The 19,220-nt window shown below is 38.6% G+C and carries 17 protein-coding genes; 7 read left to right on the top strand and 10 right to left on the bottom strand.

Annotated elements, in window-relative coordinates; all coding sequences use genetic code 11:
* Window positions 1-66: 66 nt before the first annotated feature.
* The 5 genes from RI845_RS10685 to RI845_RS10665 form a co-directional block, all read right to left on the bottom strand.
* Window positions 67-819, bottom strand: coding sequence for an SDR family NAD(P)-dependent oxidoreductase (locus RI845_RS10685; RefSeq protein WP_348386159.1), 753 nt, complete (start codon window positions 817-819; stop codon window positions 67-69).
* A 196-nt stretch (window positions 820-1,015) separates the two neighbouring features.
* A complete protein-coding gene (locus RI845_RS10680; RefSeq protein WP_348389534.1) occupies window positions 1,016-2,314 on the bottom strand; it encodes a GntP family permease in 1,299 nt (432 codons plus the stop codon).
* Window positions 2,315-2,347: 33 nt separating this feature from the next.
* Entirely contained in the window at window positions 2,348-3,511 is a 1,164-nt protein-coding gene (locus RI845_RS10675) for an alpha-hydroxy acid oxidase (protein WP_348386158.1), read from the bottom strand.
* Between the two features lie 47 nt (window positions 3,512-3,558).
* Window positions 3,559-4,269: a FadR/GntR family transcriptional regulator gene (locus RI845_RS10670; RefSeq protein ID WP_348386157.1), complete on the bottom strand. Its 711-nt coding sequence runs from the start codon at window positions 4,267-4,269 to the stop codon at window positions 3,559-3,561.
* A 218-nt stretch (window positions 4,270-4,487) separates the two neighbouring features.
* Window positions 4,488-5,321 (bottom strand): EthD domain-containing protein, encoded by an 834-nt coding sequence (locus tag RI845_RS10665; protein WP_348386156.1) that lies wholly within the window; start codon window positions 5,319-5,321, stop codon window positions 4,488-4,490.
* A 341-nt stretch (window positions 5,322-5,662) separates the two neighbouring features.
* Between RI845_RS10665 and RI845_RS10660 the strand changes: the two genes are divergently transcribed.
* A complete protein-coding gene (locus RI845_RS10660; protein WP_348386155.1) occupies window positions 5,663-6,850 on the top strand; it encodes a porin in 1,188 nt (395 codons plus the stop codon).
* Window positions 6,851-6,969: 119 nt separating this feature from the next.
* Here the strand turns inward: RI845_RS10660 and RI845_RS10655 are convergent, their stop codons facing one another.
* Window positions 6,970-7,863, bottom strand: a complete 894-nt coding sequence (locus RI845_RS10655; protein WP_348386154.1) for a LysR family transcriptional regulator — start codon at window positions 7,861-7,863, stop codon at window positions 6,970-6,972.
* A 138-nt stretch (window positions 7,864-8,001) separates the two neighbouring features.
* Here RI845_RS10655 and RI845_RS10650 point away from each other — a divergent pair, with 138 nt between their 5' ends.
* The 4 genes from RI845_RS10650 (at window position 8,002) to RI845_RS10635 (ending at window position 10,859) form a co-directional block, all read left to right on the top strand.
* Window positions 8,002-8,427 (top strand): carboxymuconolactone decarboxylase family protein, encoded by a 426-nt coding sequence (locus tag RI845_RS10650; RefSeq protein WP_348386153.1) that lies wholly within the window; start codon window positions 8,002-8,004, stop codon window positions 8,425-8,427.
* 76 nt (window positions 8,428-8,503) lie between these two features.
* Window positions 8,504-8,935, top strand: coding sequence for a cupin domain-containing protein (locus tag RI845_RS10645; protein ID WP_348386152.1), 432 nt, complete (start codon window positions 8,504-8,506; stop codon window positions 8,933-8,935).
* Window positions 8,936-9,126: 191 nt separating this feature from the next.
* Complete coding sequence (locus RI845_RS10640; protein WP_348386151.1) at window positions 9,127-9,951, top strand: aspartate/glutamate racemase family protein; 825 nt, start codon at window positions 9,127-9,129, stop codon at window positions 9,949-9,951.
* Window positions 9,952-9,977: 26 nt separating this feature from the next.
* On the top strand, window positions 9,978-10,859 hold the full coding sequence (locus tag RI845_RS10635; RefSeq protein WP_348386150.1) for an SDR family NAD(P)-dependent oxidoreductase: 882 nt from the start codon (window positions 9,978-9,980) through the stop codon (window positions 10,857-10,859).
* Window positions 10,860-10,895: 36 nt separating this feature from the next.
* Here RI845_RS10635 and RI845_RS10630 read toward each other — a convergent pair whose 3' ends face one another.
* Window positions 10,896-11,900, bottom strand: coding sequence for a helix-turn-helix domain-containing protein (locus RI845_RS10630; RefSeq protein ID WP_348386149.1), 1,005 nt, complete (start codon window positions 11,898-11,900; stop codon window positions 10,896-10,898).
* Between the two features lie 134 nt (window positions 11,901-12,034).
* On the opposite strand from RI845_RS10630, the gene RI845_RS10625 reads away from it, so the two are divergent.
* Window positions 12,035-13,222, top strand: coding sequence for a dipeptidase (locus RI845_RS10625; protein ID WP_348386148.1), 1,188 nt, complete (start codon window positions 12,035-12,037; stop codon window positions 13,220-13,222).
* 78 nt (window positions 13,223-13,300) lie between these two features.
* Here RI845_RS10625 and sthA read toward each other — a convergent pair whose 3' ends face one another.
* The 3 genes from sthA to RI845_RS10610 form a co-directional block, all read right to left on the bottom strand.
* Window positions 13,301-14,728, bottom strand: a complete 1,428-nt coding sequence (sthA, locus tag RI845_RS10620) for a Si-specific NAD(P)(+) transhydrogenase (protein ID WP_348386147.1) — start codon at window positions 14,726-14,728, stop codon at window positions 13,301-13,303.
* Window positions 14,729-15,039: 311 nt separating this feature from the next.
* Window positions 15,040-16,665 carry an amidohydrolase family protein gene (locus tag RI845_RS10615; protein WP_348386146.1) on the bottom strand — a complete coding sequence of 542 codons (1,626 nt, stop codon included), beginning with the start codon at window positions 16,663-16,665 and terminating at the stop codon, window positions 15,040-15,042.
* A 177-nt stretch (window positions 16,666-16,842) separates the two neighbouring features.
* Window positions 16,843-18,078, bottom strand: a complete 1,236-nt coding sequence (locus RI845_RS10610; RefSeq protein WP_348386145.1) for a dipeptidase — start codon at window positions 18,076-18,078, stop codon at window positions 16,843-16,845.
* 150 nt (window positions 18,079-18,228) lie between these two features.
* Between RI845_RS10610 and RI845_RS10605 the strand changes: the two genes are divergently transcribed.
* Window positions 18,229-19,212 carry a helix-turn-helix domain-containing protein gene (locus tag RI845_RS10605; RefSeq protein ID WP_348386144.1) on the top strand — a complete coding sequence of 328 codons (984 nt, stop codon included), beginning with the start codon at window positions 18,229-18,231 and terminating at the stop codon, window positions 19,210-19,212.
* Window positions 19,213-19,220: the final 8 nt, after the last annotated feature.

The following is a 19,220-nucleotide window of genomic DNA, read 5'->3' as shown; positions in this document are numbered from 1 at the left end:
TTATTAAATAAGACCGTCTTTTTGTAAAAGTTGAATGTTATGGAATTAAACAGCTTAATGAAAAGGTTAAGTTTGCAGGTAACCACCATCAACTTGTAAGGCTACACCATTCACGTAACTTGAATCATCGGAACAAAGAGAACGGACCATTTTGCCAATGTCATCGGCTGTGCCTAAGCGTTTTTGTGGAATACGAGCTAAAAACCAGTCGGTGTCTTGATCTTCAGTTAACGGTGTTGTGATAAAGCCAGGACAAATAGCGTTACAGCGAATACCCTCTGCGCCGTGGTTTACTGCCACTTGCTTGGTTAAACCAACAACGGCATGTTTAGCGGCTGTATATTCAATGCTTGAACCGTCAATAGGGCGTAGACCACATACTGACGAGTTATTGATGATTACACCGCCACCGCTTTTAGTCATTAAAGGTACTTGTGCTTTAATGCAGTAAAACACTGAGTTTAAGTTAATGTTAATAACATTCAACCATTGTTCATTGTCTAAATCTTTAACATGAGCAGGTTTGCCGCCAATACCCGCGTTGTTAAAGGCAAAGTCTAATCGACCAAATTTATCTAACGCAATATTCGATAATTCGATCGCAGTTTCAGGCTTGGAAATATCAGCAACAAGTGCTTCCACATTTACCTTGTATTCGGTGCTTATTTGTTTAGCTAGGTTCTTGACTGAGTCTGAAATATCGGTGATCACCAGATCTACGCCAACTTCTGCAAAGGCTTTAACCGCTGCCGCGCCAATACCTTGGGCGGCACCTGTTACTATGGCAACTTTGCCAGAAAAATTGGTTAGTGTACTCATGCTATTCCTTATCTTTATCATAAATATCTATCGGTATAGAATGTGTTAACTTCGGCAATTATTCTGGTGTTAACTACTCGTTTACTGGTCAATATAGCCATTTGTACGGCAATAAATGACGCTTAGTGCCGTTATTAAATAAATAGTGCCGTTTTTAAATAAATAGTGCTAACAAGTGCTGTTTAGATTAAGTTCATTAGAATATTGAAAACAATGTAACCGCCATAACAGTACCAATTATTGGCAATATTACCGTTAATGCAAATATAGGAGCATACGCAGACGCATGGCTTTCGCCACATATTGCTCTAACGGTAGTCACTACATAACCATTGTGCGGTAGAGAATCTAAAGCGCCAGAGCTAATGGCAACAACGCGATGTAATTCACCAGCGTCGACTCCCGAGTTCAAATAATGTGGCGCTAGCTCTGGTAATGCAATAGATTGGCCTCCTGATGCCGAGCCAGTAATACCCGCGATGATAATGATGGCTACCGAAGCACTGACTAAACCACTGCCTGGTAAATTCATCACAAAGTCCATGGCTATATCAAAGCCAGGAGTCATTTTTGCCACGGCGCCAAAACCAACAACGGCACAGGTATTACCGGTAGCGATTAATGCGCTATATGCACCTTCATGCAACGCTTTTTCGGTATTTTGAAAGTGGCTCATATTTAACAGGTAGGTCAATATACAACCAATTAACAGTGCTAACACTAGTGCATTTTGACGTAGAACATCATGAGCAAGAAAGCTTATCAATACAATAGAGAACAGTGGTAATAAAGAAGGCAATAGCGACGGTAAATTTCGCTCATCTGGGTGAGGATCATTATCTCGATGTTCAAATACTTCACCATTAGCAACGGCAGTACTGATCATTTTGTTTAGCCAAATAAAACCGGCAAATGCCATAAAAATGGCAACGGGAATACTCACTTCCCAACCCGCCCAAGGCGAGGTATGCAAATACTTGATTGGGATCCAATTTTGGATCTCAGGTGAACCTGCTGAAGTCATGGTAAAGGTGGCTGAGCCAAAGGCTAAACAACCAGGAATAAATCGGCGTGGTAAATTTGCTTCTCTAAATAAACTCAACGCAATAGGGTAGGACGTGAATGCCACGACAAAGACACTGACTCCACCATAGGTTAACACCGCACAGGCAAGTACAACAGCAACGGCAGCACGCTCACTACCAACATGGGTCATAATGTAGTGTGATACTTTCTCAGCCGCGCCACAGTCTTCCATTAACTTGCCAAAAATGCTGCCAAGCAAAAACACTAAAAACCAGGAAGCGAAAAAGCTGGTAAAGCCTTTCATGTAGATAAAGGTAAAGCCATGCTCTTCGACCGTGCCAATATCAAAGCCACTAAAATGAGCCAATATAAGCGCACAAAATGGTGCAACGACGATTAAGTTAGCACCACGCATGGTTAGCCATATTAATAAGGCCAAGGAAAGAATTAACACTAGGATTTCCACAATACTTCTCTTTTTTGTTATTAGTTATAAATACTGTTATTTAATTTGATTATTAATAATTAAATGATCTTTATTAATTTCACTTATTGATTTACAGCCAAGCAAAGCTGTAGTGCGTTTAACTTCATTGCTAAGTATGCTGATGACCTTTTCTACGCCTTGTTGACCACCAGCTGCCAAACCGTAAAGGTATGGCCTGCCAATTGAGCAAGCATTAGCGCCAAGCGCGAGTGCTTTAACAATATCTGAGCCCCTACGGACACCGCCATCCACAATCAACTCAAGTGAATCGCCAATCGCATCGCGTATTGGTGCGATACAATCAATTGGCGCAGGAGCAAAGTCGAGTTGACGCCCACCATGGTTTGACACCATCATAGCACTACAACCTGCCTCTACAGCTTTTTTTGCATCCAGTACTGATTGTGAGCCTTTAAGGACAAAAGGTCCATCCCATTGTTCGACTAACCAAGCAACGTCGTCCCAAGTAACGGATGCATCAAATTGGGAGTTTACGTATTGAATTAACCCCATGGTGCCTTTTGATAAACTGGTATCCCAATGAGATACATTGGCAAGTTTAAAGTCACTATTACGTAATAAGTTAAACGCCCACTGCCAGTGAGTCATATAACTAAGCATACTTTTCAGGGTTAATTTCGGTGGTATCCCCATGCCGTAATAATGATCACGTTCACGATTGCCTGCAATCGCAGTATCTACAGTCAAACAAAGCGCTTTATAACCTGAAGCTTTCGCGCGTTTTACGTATTCTTTAGTTAGTTCTCGGTTTTTAAAAATGTAGATTTGAAACATTTTATCTGAATCAATTGTCGCGCCAATATCTTCTATACTGGTAGTCGCCATAGTTGATAGGCTATAAAGTGTGCCCATTTTTTCAGCTGCTTTTGCCACAGCAAATTCTTTTTCGTGATGGAACAAACGGCTCATACCGGTGGGCGATAAGAAAAATGGCATGCTTAAATCACAACCGAGTACCTTCGTTGAAATGTCTACTTTAGATACATCATTTAACTGATTAGGCATCAGTTGATAATCATCAAAGGCACTACTGTTACGCCTTAAACTCCATTCGTCATCGGCTCCACCGGCCATATAGTGATACATGGTTGCTGGTAATCTTTTTTTCGCCTTTTTCTTTAAATCACCAATATTGAAGCAACGGTTCAATGAGCTCATGATTATTTCCCCAAAGTGTTTTATATTCCCTAAAAGCAGGGTAGTTGTTATTTTAATTTTATATATTGTTTTACCGCATCAATATGAGCGATGGCCGCATCTTGTGCCTTTTGTGCATCACCTTTGATTATGGCGTCATAAATACGTTGATGCTGGGCGATTAAGTCGCGATGATTTTGTGCAAATGGATAAACTTTATCGCCTAGCATATACATGAAATTCATCATCAAATCGCGAATACTGTTGAGTGCGAGCAGTAACACCTGGTTATTTGCTGCCAAATAAATACTGCGATGAAAGGCAATATCTTTTTCGGCAACAGCTGCGCCATCGTCTGAATGCTCCACATTAACAAGTTGCTGAAAAGCTTCGCTAATTTTGTCTTTATCTTGTTCAGTCGCATTTATTGTTGCCAACTTGGTTGCTTCACTTTCCAATAAGCGTCGAACATAAAACATATCCGTCAACGTCTTTTTATCGTTATTTAATAAATCAATCAGCGAACGACTGGGCTGTATATCTTTAAACAAAGCTACATGGGTGCCACTGCCACGTTTAGTTTCTAAAACGCCACGAGCATTTAACTCTTTAATCGCTTCACGTAAACAGTTGCGTGATACTTTCAAAGTTGTGCTTAGAGCCCGCTCGGAAGGTAATTTTTGTCCTTCAGATAAAGATCCGTCAATGATCATGGTTTCAATCTTTTTAGCAATAATTGCAGATTTCGCCAGTTGAGGTTTTATTGATTTATTTGCCATGATTGACCTTAACTAAATTCTTTAAGAACTTACAGTTGATTACAGCTGTCGAGTTTGCAAGTTGTTGTTTATATATGAGTTTTCAGTGTAGTGTAAACTATAAATTAAATTGGTAGTACCAATTGTAGTGGTAGTTAGTATGGTTTTACAGAAAAATAAAAAAAGCCTCGCTAATGCGAGGCCATGTCTTAATAGTGGAATAAGGTTAAAGTCAAAACTTAATAAACTGCGCCAAAGAATGCTGGCATTGGGCGAACGATAATTTGTTTATCGATAATGTAGTGATCTTGGGTTACGAATAAGCGGCCACGTTTTTTGTCTGCAAATAAATCAATATCATCCATAGACATAGATACAACTTCGGCACATTCATCCTCTGGGAAATCGGGGGCTGCTTGCTGTGTTGATATCCAACCTTCAGCGTGACCAATTAAGTCGTCACATACTTCATAACCTCTAAGGTTACTAATGTAGTCAACAAAGGTAGAGTCGATAACGTGTGCTTGTACGTATTTCTTTTGCACTGAATATTTAATATCTTGTCTTGATACTGCGCCGTGACAAGCATTCCAATGCAACTGTGCACCTTGGCGTGAAAGGTGCGAATATTTACGAACAACATAATGAATATGCACGTATTCAGAGCCAGGTTTTGCGTGAACTTCTTCGGCATCGTGGGTATAAAATTGAGCAATGTCGTGAGTCATACTTACATTTGACTGAGCAACATCAACGTACTGGTTTTCTGATTCAAATAATGCTTGCATCGCTTCTTTAACGTCAGCAAGTTCGCTACCTGATTTTAAGGTTTCAATATCGTTAAAGTGTAAGTGATCAACAAAGTCATAATGAATCGGACCTGTTTGGTATGCTTCAACACTGGCAAGCCCCACAGGGTGCTCAGGTAAAATTTCACATTTTTGATAACGACGTACGCCAATTTTCTCCAAGTAAGCTTTTTGCAAGGCTGCATGTTCCCCCAACCAATAGTTTTTAAACTCTTCGCTGCTGATGTTTGCTTTTTTCTTTATATAGTAAGTGATCTTGAACATCTTTTTTCCATGTCTTCTTTTATTACCGTTAATATTTACAAAATAACTCGTTAATTACTGGTCTTATAAATGGGAAAATCTGTCTTTATATAGGCGAAAATTGCCAAATGAATACTTTTTACATCCAGCTTTAACGGCTGATTAAGCATAGAATAATTTGGATTAGTTTTAAAAAAGTTATCAAATTTCACAGTTAATTTGTCAAAGAAAATAATAAGTGTTTTGTTTTGTATTACCTTGTTTTTAGTTGTTTTTTACTCTTTTTTCAGTAGCTTAGTATTGCTATAAATGCGCCAATTAATTTTTGAGTTACATACTTAAATCCATATATTGAGGCATTTATGCAAAATACAACAGCGGTAGCCGTTACAGCCATAGCGTTAGGTTTAACATCTTTCACATCATCGGCATTAGAAATTTATAAAGACAAAGAAAACACACTTAATGTTAGTGGATTCTTTAACATTTTGTATGTTTCTGGTGATGGTTTCGATGAAATGTCAGATGGTGCTTCTAGAGTAAACTTTGAATTTACTCGCCAACTTAACGATGGTTGGAGTGCATTTGCAAAGGCTGAGTGGGCTGTAAATACTGTGAATAGCAATTCTAACTTAACAATCAGCGGTGATGGTAGATTGGCACCGGGCGCGGCAGATGACACTATCTCAACGCGTTTAGGTTATGTTGGCTTTAAACACGATACCTATGGTTCATTCTCGTTTGGTAAACAATGGGGTACTATTTATCATATTACCGCACCAACCGATATGTTAAATGCCTTTGGTGCTGAAGCTGCGGGTAGTTTTAACCGTGGAACCGATGGTGGTTACACAGGTGTTGGTCGTGCTGAGCAGGCGATGCAATACAATAACTCATTCGGTAACTTATTTGTGTCAGCGCAAATGCAAGCAACACAAAATGAAGTTGATATATCAGAAGAGTTTTTAAATTCTTTACCTGAGGCTGGTATTCCTGGTACTCCATTTGTGCCAAAAGACATTAGCATTACCTATGATAATAGCTATGCAGTTTCTGCCATTTATAGTTTACCAATGGATATAAAGATTGGTCTTGGTTATAACGTTGCAAATATCGAAGTTACTTCCAATGAAAACCCTGCATTAGTCGATGACGTAGAAGATACTATGATCGCGGCTCATATAACATACGGTAGCATTGGTAATTATGGTTTATATGCTGCGGTTGTTGCCTCAGAAACTGAAAACCATGAAATGGACAATACTGGTGAAATAATCGATGCTAATGGCCTAGAGGCTGTTGTTACATACCGTTTTGATAACAACATTGAATTACTCGCTGCTGTTAACCAACTTACTGCAGATGAGCAGGGCAATGATTACGAAATGGCTTATTATGTTGCAGGTGTTGGTTATTACTGGTCAGATAATTTCAAAGTCTTCGCTGAGTATAAGTTCGATGATACAACGTATGCTGACGGTCAATCTTTTGAAGATGCCAATGGCGTTAACAATGATGTATTAGCGATAGGTGCCCGTTACGTGTTTTAAATGTAACGCTTGAAATGTTTAAAACGCTTTAATACTGATCTTTGAAATTAATGCTAGAAGATCAGTATTAGAGCTTTTCTTTATAAAAGCTTAGGCAAACAGATAGAGAAATGATTGGTTTAGCCTAAATTGATATGCTCGGCTATATAATCGATAAATACTCTTACACGACTATTCATTGCTTTATCGGCATAATAAACCGCATAAACAGGAATGTTTACTGTTTCTTGTTGTTGCTCTAGTAGAGCAATTAACTTGCCTTCTTTTACATCATCCGCCGCTGTAAAGGCTGAAATACAGGCAATACCGGCGCCTTTTACTGCCAGCTGCTTTAACGTTTCGCCATTGTCTGCAAAAATGCTCGGCTCAATAACAACTAGGTCATTGTTGTTATCTTTTATTGGCCAGGTGTTTAACTTATTGGGTTTGCTAAAGCCTAAACATTTATGATTTGTTAAATCTTCTGCGCAACTTGGCTGACCTAACTGCTTTATATAACTTGGCGCCGCATAAATTTTTCGATAAGTATTACCAAGTTTTTTGGCTTTCAACGAGGAATCCTCTAAATCACCAATTCGTATTGCCACATCAACTTTTCGCTCAATCAGGTTAATGTTAGATTCATGTGCTTCTAAAACAACGTTCACTTGAGGATATAACTGATTAAACTGGCCAATCAACGGGGCTAGGGCATGGATTGCAAATGGGGTAGCGGCATCAATTCTTAAGATGCCTTTGGGAGTCGTCTTTTCTGCCAGTAAATATGCTTCAGTATCTTTAATCTGTTTAATAATTTCATTGGCTTTGGAGAATAGCCATTCGCCTTCTTGGGTAATGCTAATTTTTCGTGTAGTGCGATGCAGCAAGGTTGTACTGTATTGTTGCTCAAGCTTTTTTATACTGCGACTTACTACAGACGGAGCAATATCGAGATGGTCAGCCGCTTTTGTAAAGCTTGCTGAATCGACTACAGCAATAAATATTTCTAAATCTATAACATGTGTTTTTAACAATACTTACTCATTGATGCTGTTTTTACAAAAGTGTTTTGAGATTATAGCTGTTTATTCATTAATTAAAAATAAATATAATTACACCATCAAATCGCAAAGGCTTTAAGCCTCATATCAACAAGAGATAAGGTAACGATAATGAACAGAGTTAATATTCAACAAGTACAACCTCAAGCGTATCAAGCAATGTTTGGTTTAGAAGGCTATATAGCAAAATCAACCATCGAAGCAAATTTACAAGAAATGGTTCGCATTCGTGCATCAATTATAAATGGTTGTCAATTTTGTATTGGCATGCACAAAGACGCTGCTACAAAATTGGGTGAGTCGAATGAGCGCATAGCCGCGTTAGATAACTGGAAAACATCCGATCTATTTAATGAGAAAGAACAAGCTGTATTAGCCGCAACTGATGAAATCACAAATATTTCTGTTGAAGGTTTAAGCAAGGAAACTTACACAAATCTTGGTATGTTTTTTAGTGAAGAAGAAATTGCCCAGCTCATTATGTTAGCTGCAATAATTAATGCTTGGAACCGTATCGGCGTATCTATGGCAAGCTAATAACCATTTATTGTTCATGTTAAAGCGCTCAGTCAATAATTGAGCGCTTTGAATTTACTTATTAAGAAAGGAGTGGATGATGCAATTATTAAAACTAAAGAACTTCCTCTGGACAGTAATGTTGTTAATATCATTATCAGCATTGACTCATGGTAATGATGATGACAATCAACATACTGTAATAAGGCAAATGTTATTGTCGACGGCTTTACCTAATGTAGCCGAGCATAAATTAACCACACTTACCGTTGAGTTAAAACCAGGAATTGAAGTAGGTGAACATCAGCACGATGCCTTTGTCTTTGTTTATGTGCTTGAAGGTATTGTTGGATCGCAACTCAATGGAGAAGATCTTATTGAATATAAGGCTGGTGATACCTGGATGGAATTACCTGGCGATAATCACTCTTTAACTAAGAATATGAGTCACTCAGAAAGTGCAAAAATTCTAGTGGTGTTTGTGGCTAAAGAGGGAGCTAAGTTAACTAATTCCGATAAGCTTGATTGAGCCTTAAAGTTTATCATCTGTTTCATTCCCCACTAACAGTACAAGAAGAACTTCAATTCTCTTATGACTTAATATGCTATTTCTAGTCTTTAATTGCACAATAAATGTCAAAACTAGTACTGTTTTACTCAGTAGCTACCTTTTTATATATCAAGGGTATATCCTTTATTAAACTCTAATTAGAAGTAGATATGATGCCTGTTGATAATATTAAAAAACGTAGCCGTCTTTCCTTAGACAGGGTGAAGAAAGAGCCTGTTATTACAGAAATGACCGGTAGTGATAAGCGCAATTATGACTTCGGTGAAGATATTGGTTTATTAGTATTTCGCCCTTGGTATAACTGTATCTCTTATCCAAAACATTTTGCCTACGCAAAAAGTTATGACTTCCCAGTAAGAATTGCTTTCGTTGATGATCCTGTTGATCCAAAAGGATTCATCGATGGTCGAGATGAATGGCGTGGTTGGAATTTACCTAATTGGATTCATGCAGCGAAACAATTACAGGAAGATGGGGTTAAAGCTATTGTTGGTGGCTGTGGATTAACTGGTGCGATCCAATCCTTGATCGCCGCAGAACTCGATATTCCATTTTATTCTTCCACTGTACTGTTTGCTCCGCTTTTACATAAAAGTATGGCTAAAGGAAAGCGAATAGGCATTCTAACCGTAAGTGAGGAGCAGCTTAGAGTACGCGATAACATTTTACTAAAAGAATGTGGCGTAACTGATGATATGCCTATTGTGGTTAGGGGGATGAATGAAGCAGAACCTGAAGATACCAAGGTATGGTTAACAATGACTACCGATGCATATGATAAAAATGCCGTTGAACAGGCCATCGTTAATACCGCCGTAAACCTAAAAAACGAATATCCAGATTTAGGAATGTTCTTATTAGAATGTACTGAAATGCCAGTGTATTCAGAAGCTATTAGACAAGCCACTGGCTTACCTGTGTTCGATGCTCTTGATATGGTTAACATGGTACAGCGTACCGTTTGTAAAAATTAGTTTGTTGCACTGGACAGAGAAATAAGATGAAAGATTTTAAACAGAAAGTTGTCGTGATCACTGGTGCTGCATCTGGCATTGGCCTTTGTTTAGCAAATAGTTTCGCCGCTCGCGGGGCTAATTTGGTAATAACAGACCTTAACCAAGAAGCGCTGGACAAAGTGAAAAACGAACTTGAAAGCAATAATACCAAGGTAATTGCCGTACCCGCTGATGTGCGCAAGTTTGAACAAGTAAATGCCGTTGCCAATGCGGCGTTTAGTGAGTTTGGACAAGTGGATGTGCTTATTAACAATGCCGGTGTATTTACAGCGCCAAAATTTACCTGGGAATGTGATGAAAACGAATGGGATTTTCACCTCGACATAAACCTAAAAGGTGTAATTAACGGTGTTCGTGCGTTTATGCCACGTATTTTGGAGCAGGGCAATAAAGCTCACATTGTGAATACTGCGTCACTGGCAGGGCATGTAGTTGAGCCTTGTTTTGGGCCATATCATGCCAGTAAGTTTGGCGTGGTAGCGATAAGTGAATCAATTAAACTTGAACTGGAAATGTTAGGTAATACTGATATTAAGATTTCAGTTGCTTGTCCGGGCTTTGTAAAAACAGGTTTATTAGGCACACAAAAAGGTTTTGAAGTTGCCGATGGTGATCCACTGGCAACGATTAAAGAAAACTTTACCGCAGGTTTTGATGGCCGTGGTTTAGACGGAAGTGAAGTCGCACTACAAATTATTAAAACCATTGAAGATGAAAACTTTTACCTATTTACCCATGATTTTTCTCAAGAGATATTAAACCATCGCATGAGCCCAATCATAAAAGGTGAAAGCGCAGGTCTTCGTGATGATCAAATAGAGAGTTATGGCGTTGAAAAGATTCAGCAGATGATGATAAATAATTAAAAACATTTATCTTTAATTAAAGCCTCAAAGTATTGCTTATTTTGAGGCTTTTTTAGTATTTAGTTGTCGGTAACTTTTAGGTGTAATACCAAAAGAAGTTTTAAAAGCGCGTGTAAAATGGGCTTTATCGGTATAACCAAGCAGGGCACTAATTTCCTGTATTTTCTTATCAGAATTACAAAGCTCTACCTTAGCTTTATCCATCATCATCAACGTTAATAATTTCCGATAGCTTTTACCTTCCAAAAGCAATATACGTTGGATCGTTCTTGCTGAAATTCCCGATATTTTAGCTATATAGTTAATTTTCGGTATTTTTTGGCCAATAAAAGGCGTCAGTAGCTGTATCAATTGGTCACAGAAATTTTCAGGGGGAGAGTAACTATATTGGCGCCTTTTTATAAAGTATTTATCAGAGAGTGACTCTGCTAACATGCTGCGTTCTATTACGACTCGATTGCACTCTCGGCCTCGATATATTTGAGTATTCGGTAGAGCATGTTGTAACTCATCATCATCTTGCAGCCCTTGTAAGTGAACCTCCTTTGGTTGCCATTGTTCATCGCCGATTAAAAATTGGATCACAGAAATAAAAGATATGATGCTGTGCTGTTGAACAATATTTTCGCCAATGGAAAACTTAGTCATCCGTTTATGACAAAAGTAAATGTCGCCACTATTTGCTTTTTCTAATGATGCTGATGGTAAGTAACCCTGTTTATTAAACTCACAGCAGAACTTAAATAAATTGGATAATAGAACATTATTATTTTGTTCAAGTTCTTTGAGCTGACTTGAAAAAGCCTTTAATGAATACTTCTGCGCAGAATATATGCCAAAATCTTTAATACGGTTACGCTCAATGATTTCGAAAAGGTGCCTAAATACCACCGCGGATATTTTAAAATCGACTAGTTCAGGATCATTATCCATCACCATGTCTATATAGTCTTGAAAATGTAAGTGCTTAATATCAAAGTCTTTTAAGGCTAAAAAATAAGGCAAATAAAAGTGGGTAGGAATGAGAGGTATTATCTTCATCTGCGTGGCTTTGTTTTTGATAATACATTCAGTTTAGTAGCTTGGCGTAATATGGCAATTAAATTGTGTGCTTCTTCTCATATAATTTACCTCATCAACTAACTAACGAATTTTTAATTTCCAAAGGTGTTTATATGAAGAACTTGCAGAAAAACATAATTGCAATTGCGCTATCAACTGCTATAGCAACTATAGCGTTTGCCCCGACAAGTGCTATTGCTATTACTGATGCTGAAGTTGCAGAGAAAAAGGCTTATTTACAGAAAATGACTGAAGCGAGACCTGGAGACGAACGTGCTGCCGATAAAGCGGTGCATGAGCGTTATAAAGATGCAATCGTAATTGATCAGCTAGTTCCTGGTACTCCTGGTGGTTATGTTGGTCAATCAACAGCAGATTGGGAGGCAATGGCTGGAAAATCTCGCGATAATAACATTGATTTTGTCTCTTACACCGCAGCGATTGATGACACCTTTGATCCACTAATTATTATGGACTGGATAGCGCAAGCCCGTATCTTTTGGGATAAAAATTCTGATAAATATCAAGTGGTTGAAACCGTTGATGATATTCGTGCAGCGCATAAAAGTGGCAAGTTTATGGTTAATATTAACTTTCAAGGCTCTAACGCGTTAGGTGGTAACCTAAATATGGTTGAAACCTATTATAAACTTGGGGTGCGCTCGATGAACTTTGCTTATAACGTGCGTAATCATATGTCAGATGGTGGTGGTGTTGCATCAGATAGAGACGGCGGTTTATCAAAAGCGGGTATTCGCCTTGTTGCTGAAATGAACCGAGTAGGTATGATTGTTGATTGTACTCATTCGAGTAACCGCACCTGTTTAGATGCAGCAGCTGCATCAACAAAACCTATTATTTTGTCACACTCAAATGCTTATGGTACATATGCTTTACCACGAAACTCACCTGATGATGTGATTAAAGCGGTTGCAAAAACAGGTGGGGCAATTTGTGCTAATGGCTTAGGTGGTTTCCACAACAAACAAGGTTTTGCTGGCCCTGAAGATTTAGCAAAAACTATCAATTATGTTAAAGAATTAGTAGGAGCAAAGCATACGTGTTGGGGCTCAGATTATGTTGACCCGATTGTTTATGTTAATGCGCTAGACTTTGTTTTACGTAACCCCGAGTCATTCCCACCAGAGCTAGGTTACGGAAGCCCTACAGAAATTGCTGAACCTGCTGATGTTTGGGGCGTAGTTCCTGTATTAGAAGATAAATACGGTTGGACTGAGCAGGAAATAATAGGGTTCTTAGGCGAAAACTTAATGAGAGTTTACAAAGCAAATTGGCGTTAATTTAAAGTCAGTTGCACCATTAAAAAAAGCCCGAATATCGTAACGATATTCGGGCTTTTTGCTGTTTATTTGAAAGCTTTAAAACAAGCGATTCAAGCCATTTAACGCGGCAACACGGAATGCTTCAGCCATAGTAGGGTAGTTGAATGTTGTTTCAATGAAGTAATCAATGGTATTGCCACCATTTTTTTGCTGCATGATCGCTTGGCCAATGTGAATGATTTCAGCGGCATTTTCACCAAAACAATGGATGCCCAGAATTTCTTTGGTTTCACGATGAAACAATATTTTTAAAGAGCCAACTAAACTATTCGAAATTTGTGCTCTAGCTAAGTGTTTAAACTGCGCACGTCCTACTTCATAAGGGACTTTTGCTTCAGTAAGTTCTAATTCTGTTTTACCAACAGAGCTGATCTCAGGGATGGTATAAATTCCAGTTGGTATATCAGCAATTAATTTATTTGCAGTGCCGTTATGAATAATTGCACTGGCAGCAATTCTGCCTTGATCGTAGGCGGCACTCGCTAAACTAGGATAGCCAATAACATCACCTACAGCGTAAACGTTATCTACTTCCGTTTGATACGCACCATTGACTTTAATTTGACCACGGCCATCTGCCGTTAGTCCTGCTGCGGCTAAATTTAGTTCTGCAGTATTACCGGTACGACCATTAGCAAACAGTAAACAATCAGCTTTAACTTTTTTACCCGATTCTAAATGCACAATTACAGCATGATCGGTTGTTTCTACTTTTTCAATTTGTTCACCATGACGAATAACTACACCATTATTCCAAAGGTGATAACTTAATGAATCTGACATTTCATCATCAAGGAATGACAATAAACGATCGCGGGTGTTTATTAAATCGACCTTAACATCAAGCCCTCTAAAGATAGAGGCATACTCGCTGCCAATGACACCTGCACCATAGATAATGATCTGTCTTGGATCATGCTTTAGTGAAAGGATACTGTCAGAGTCATATACCCTTGGGTGACTAAAATCAACGTTGTCAGGGTGGTACGGACGAGATCCTGTAGCAATAATTATGTTGCTAGCACTGATGGTTTCCGTTGAGCCATCTTCTAACGTAACCTTTACATGGTTTGCATCAACAAATTCGGCTTGGCCGTGAAAATTAGTTACTCGATTACGGTTATAAAAACCAGAGCGTAAATTAACCTGCTTATCAATTACCGACGAAGCATGCCCTAAAATATCAGGAAAAGTTAAATGCTTTGGTTTTTCGTTATTGGCAAATAAAGGGTTTGAGTTAAATTGGATCAGTTGACTAACCGATTGACGTAGCGCTTTTGAAGGAATAGTTCCCCAATGCGTACAGCCTCCACCAACTTTTTTATAACGCTCAATAACGGCAACAGTTTGATCTCGTTTTGCGAGCTTCATTGCTGCGCCTTCACCACCAGGGCCGGTACCTATGATGATTGCATCAAAATCGTAGGACGTTTTATTTTTATTTGAACTCTGTTGTTTAGCCAATGTAAATGCCTTTAACCCTTAGGGCTGGAGAATAATTAACGGGATTATATAATAACTAACGCAAATTAAAAAAATTAATATAAAAAAAATGGTCTTTTTTATTAAACTTAGCCCAGTAAATAGGTCATAAGTTGATGTATATGAGTTAATTAACGATTTATGTCACATTTTTATAACAATAAATATATGATGACAATTAACGGTTAAACAGTTGTTGAGTAAGATCAATATAAGTGTTCATGGGTAAATTACCTTTTAGTAAATCAACAAAAAGGCCTACATATGCAGACCTTGTAATGTAGGTTTTAATATTACTTAATTTGTTTTGCTTTTACTGGCTGCCATCGACCTGTTTCCTCTACAGGGTAGCGCACCGGTAAACCGGCCATCTCTTTTATTGCCTGGTTGTCACGTTTTACAAACTTACCATTTACAATTACGTGCGGCAGACCAATTGGCGGTAAACCATTTTGGCCTACATCATAACTTGAGCCTTCTTTAACAGTCTTAGGGTCGAATATTACGATATCAGCGACCATGCCTTCTTGTATGCGCCCACGTTCATCAAAAAATGTCAGACCTGTTTTACCAAGAAATTTAGCTGGCCAGTAGCTCAGTTGTGAAATAGATTGCGTTAATGACACCTTATGTTCTCGGCCTAAGCGCAATATCGTAGTATGTGAGCCTGAAGTTCTTGGGTGGCCAGCATATTTAGCTGGGTCGGTATCCCAATTATCTTCTGGATTATTTGACCACATTGCATCTGAGCCTATTGTTACGTTCTCTAATGTTAACCAATCAGGCATCCATTCTGTCCGCATACGGTTATAAACGATAACAGTTCGGCCAGGGTCTTTTGCCAAAACGTCCTCGTACTCAGCTTGCGATAAAAACTTACTTTGGGTTGGATCATACATCGCATCTTCGTAGCTATAACCCAATACATTAATGAATATCTCTGGTGCTAAAGGTGCTGCGCCAATGGCTGTCGATACAGCTTCATAAGGGTAATATTCCGCCCACATGTTGTAGCCTTTCTCCCGAGCGATTGATAGTTTTTCTTCTATTTCCCACCAACCCCAATCATTATTGTGCGAATACACTAAAGGGGCATCAAGGATCATGGCATTTAAAATGACCTCGTCGGCACCCAGAGTTGCTTCTTGCGGTGGTTTGTTTGTGCCATGATAGCGAGTATGAGAGCCGATAGGGCGACCATAACGAGCAGCAGTTCTTTGTACTTCGAATAGTTCATAACTACTAATTCCTACTGCCGCGTATCCTACGGTTGTTCCTATACATAGCGCGCCTTGGCGTAGGTTTTCATCCAAAATTTTAGTGATGTTTTCTAACTCGGCTTTAGTACTGACCTGAACAGACCATGATTCCATACCGTCTTCTTTAGATTTAGCGCGTAAAGTAAATGCATCTTTGGCATCGATTGGTTCAGTTAAATTCAGTTTATCTAAAACCATCATTCGTGCTTGTTCATGTGATACACAAGTACCGTAATTAATTGGCCATTGACCCATTTCCTGATCATACCAAGCGCCAATATTCATACCACCAAGTTCATAATCCATAGCAGTTGTTACGCCATCCATCATCGCCATTTTAATATTATATTTAACACTTGAGTGGGTATGAGTATCGATAAAACCTGGGGATACGACAAAGCCAGTAGCATCTATTGTATCATTGCCTGTAATCGCATCTTCTGTGATGGTTACTATACGGCCATCCTTCACTCCAACATTACGAATACCGTCAAATTTGGTTTCAGGGTCTATGACCCGGCCATTATTAATGACAATGTCATAACTTTCAGGAGCATTACCTCCATCAGTAGAGCTACAAGCCGCAATAGCAAGTGAAAGCAGGGCAAGTACAGATACTTTAACAAAAGAAGTTAATTGAAATTTAGGGGCTATAGTCATTTTCTCAACCTTGTAAGTTATTGAACAATAGAAATTTTCTTATAAGTTAAAGGTAGCCTAGTGTGGTAAATAAACTAGACATTTAGTCTCGAAATTTTATTTTTCTAATTGAAGCCATGTTGAGATAAAAAAAAGGAGCCCTGAGGCTCCCGTTTTAGTTTAATTTACTGTGGTAGATTAGTGATTGTGATTTGCTTTAACGAACACTTCACCTTTTTCATTCATTACTTCACTCATTACACGAATGTAGTTAAGGCCTAAAAATCCGCGGATTTCAGTTTCAGTCCAGTCGTATCTTTCTTCTAGAATTGCTACAACAGCCCAGATGTCCGCAGGTACACCAACACTCGAGATAGAGCCATAACCTTCTTCTACTGGGAATTTCTCAGGTGTACGTACAATCCAATGCAAGGCATCTTCCATGTTATGCACGTAATCTACGCCCATACAAGTGTGTTCTTTACCAACCAATTCAGCCACATATTGCACTGATTCAGCTACACGTTTAGGTGATGCGTCAAAATCATCATTTAAGAAACCACCAACCATATTGTTACAGGCTAAGCCACCAGATGCGGCAACTGCTTCAATGGCTTCATCAGAGGCATTACGTCTGATATTCATTAATGCGCGAGGGTTTGTGTGTGACAAAATTACTGGTTTAGTTGATACCTTCGCTGCATCAATACATGTTTGATCTGAAGAGTGAGAACAATCAACGATAATACCTAGTTCATTCATTTTTTTAACGAGTGCAATACCTTTATCTGACAATCCTTGATCGTCATCAGTCATGTTCGTTGAAATGCCGTCAGCGTACTGGTTACGAGTGTTGTAAGCAAAGTTTACTCGGTTTAAACCAAGTTCATTTAATTGCTCAAGTTGTTCCATTGTTTCAACCTGTGCAGCGCCCTGTAAGTGATAATCATATGCGCCACGGCCTTCAACTTTTGCTTGGTAAATGTCATCTACTGATTTAACTAAAATACGACGCTCAGCCTGGTTTGCTGCATCTGTTTCTTTTAAACGTTCGATGGTTTGATTGAAGTCTTTATCGGTGCCGTTTGAAAGGGTTGTTGATAAATAGGTGTAACCGTAATCATACGAGAAGTTCATCATTTCATTATAACGAGGTGCTGTTAAACCGGTAGGGAAGTTAACGGCACCTGTTGTCAGGGTATCCATAACGATTGCGTCTTTATATTTAGCACGTACTGCTAAATCACTCATTCTTTCTTGAGAAGTACGTGGGAAAGCGGCTTTCATTAAAAAAGCAACGCGCTCGTTGATTTGTGCTTTAGTTTTACCTTCAACATTCCAGTAACGGGCAGTGATGTCGTCTGAGATTTCAACCGCTGATACAGAGGCTGTTGTTGCGATAAGAGTTGCTAGTGCAATAGATTTAAGTTTCATGGATACATCCTATAAGTTCATTGGGCAGTTTGATTGCCTGATAAATATTTACTCATTGAGTATTTGCGACTAGTCTAGGGTAATGAAATCTCTATTTCTGGCCATTTTATTCCGCTTTGTTGAAAAACTGTTAATGGAAATTACAACTTAATGAAGACGTTACATTTAATTAATGCTGAGTCACTACTGCCAATAATTAGTTACGTAAAGCTACAAAAGCTAGATGTAACAGCATTGTTGAGAGAGTCTGGGTTGCCATTTGATTTGGCTGATGCCGACTGTTCGATAAAAGCTGTGGCCAATTATCAATATTGGCAGTTTATTCATTTGTGCCAAAAGCAGTTAAATTGGCCCGATTTTGGCTATCGAATGGCTAAAGATATAAAACTAGCATCAATGAAACCTATTTTTAAAACAGTGTGCGATAAAAGCTTGACCTTGCACGATGGTTTGATCATGTTAATACGTTTCATGTCTCACCTATCTACTCATGCCACTTATGACTTGGCCTATCAAAAATCTGGCGTATGGTTTTATGGCACAGGGGTAGAGATAGAAAGTGATGCACTAAAACCTTTAGAGCAAATGTCTTTAGCGAATATGATCGGGTTTGTACGTTATTATTTGGGTGATACTTGGCAACCTGAAGCAATAACCATCCAACACCAAGACAGCAGTGGTGAAACTAGAAAGTATTTTCCACAAGCCTTGGTGACAGAATTACAGGCCAAAACAGGGATATTCATTAATACAGCACACGTAGGTAGTATCAACGCACGATTTAATTTAGCGAGCATGCTCGCAGATAGTGATTTGAATGTGAACTTTAGTAAAAAACTTTATCAGGTATTGTCACAATATGCTGGTTTAGGCTTTCCAACGATTAATAAACTGTCAGAGTTAATTGGCTTATCGCTTCGACAAATTCAGCGTCGCTTAGTAAAAGAAGAGGTAAGTTATCGAGAAATTTTAAATCAGGTTAAATTTGATATTGCTCGTAAACAGTTGTCTCAATCTAATACAAAGATCATCGATATATCACAACAACTAGATTATACAGATGCTTCGCATTTTTCCAGAGCGTTCAAAAAAATGGCAAACATGTCACCTAAGCAATATAGAGAGATTCATTAATTTAAAAT

Source organism: Thalassotalea nanhaiensis, from assembly GCF_031583575.1.
Lineage (GTDB): Bacteria > Pseudomonadota > Gammaproteobacteria > Enterobacterales > Alteromonadaceae > Thalassotalea_A > Thalassotalea_A nanhaiensis.
The sequence above is the reverse complement of the archived record's forward strand: the minus strand, read 5'-3'. Positions and strand labels throughout refer to the sequence as shown.

Bases quoted from the DNA above. Each gene is read 5' to 3' on its own strand.
- RI845_RS10615 (WP_348386146.1), bottom strand. From the start codon at position 16,665: ATGACTATAGCCCCTAAATTTCAATTAACTTCTTTTGTTAAAGTATCT.
- RI845_RS10625 (WP_348386148.1), top strand. From the start codon at position 12,035: ATGAAGAACTTGCAGAAAAACATAATTGCAATTGCGCTATCAACTGCT.
- RI845_RS10665 (WP_348386156.1), bottom strand. From the start codon at position 5,321: ATGTTCAAGATCACTTACTATATAAAGAAAAAAGCAAACATCAGCAGC.
- RI845_RS10610 (WP_348386145.1), bottom strand. From the start codon at position 18,078: ATGAAACTTAAATCTATTGCACTAGCAACTCTTATCGCAACAACAGCC.
- RI845_RS10685 (WP_348386159.1), bottom strand. From the start codon at position 819: ATGAGTACACTAACCAATTTTTCTGGCAAAGTTGCCATAGTAACAGGT.
- RI845_RS10675 (WP_348386158.1), bottom strand. From the start codon at position 3,511: ATGAGCTCATTGAACCGTTGCTTCAATATTGGTGATTTAAAGAAAAAG.
- RI845_RS10645 (WP_348386152.1), top strand. From the start codon at position 8,504: ATGATGCAATTATTAAAACTAAAGAACTTCCTCTGGACAGTAATGTTG.
- RI845_RS10635 (WP_348386150.1), top strand. From the start codon at position 9,978: ATGAAAGATTTTAAACAGAAAGTTGTCGTGATCACTGGTGCTGCATCT.
- RI845_RS10660 (WP_348386155.1), top strand. From the start codon at position 5,663: ATGCAAAATACAACAGCGGTAGCCGTTACAGCCATAGCGTTAGGTTTA.
- RI845_RS10640 (WP_348386151.1), top strand. From the start codon at position 9,127: ATGATGCCTGTTGATAATATTAAAAAACGTAGCCGTCTTTCCTTAGAC.
- RI845_RS10670 (WP_348386157.1), bottom strand. From the start codon at position 4,269: ATGGCAAATAAATCAATAAAACCTCAACTGGCGAAATCTGCAATTATT.
- RI845_RS10605 (WP_348386144.1), top strand. From the start codon at position 18,229: ATGAAGACGTTACATTTAATTAATGCTGAGTCACTACTGCCAATAATT.
- RI845_RS10630 (WP_348386149.1), bottom strand. From the start codon at position 11,900: ATGAAGATAATACCTCTCATTCCTACCCACTTTTATTTGCCTTATTTT.
- RI845_RS10650 (WP_348386153.1), top strand. From the start codon at position 8,002: ATGAACAGAGTTAATATTCAACAAGTACAACCTCAAGCGTATCAAGCA.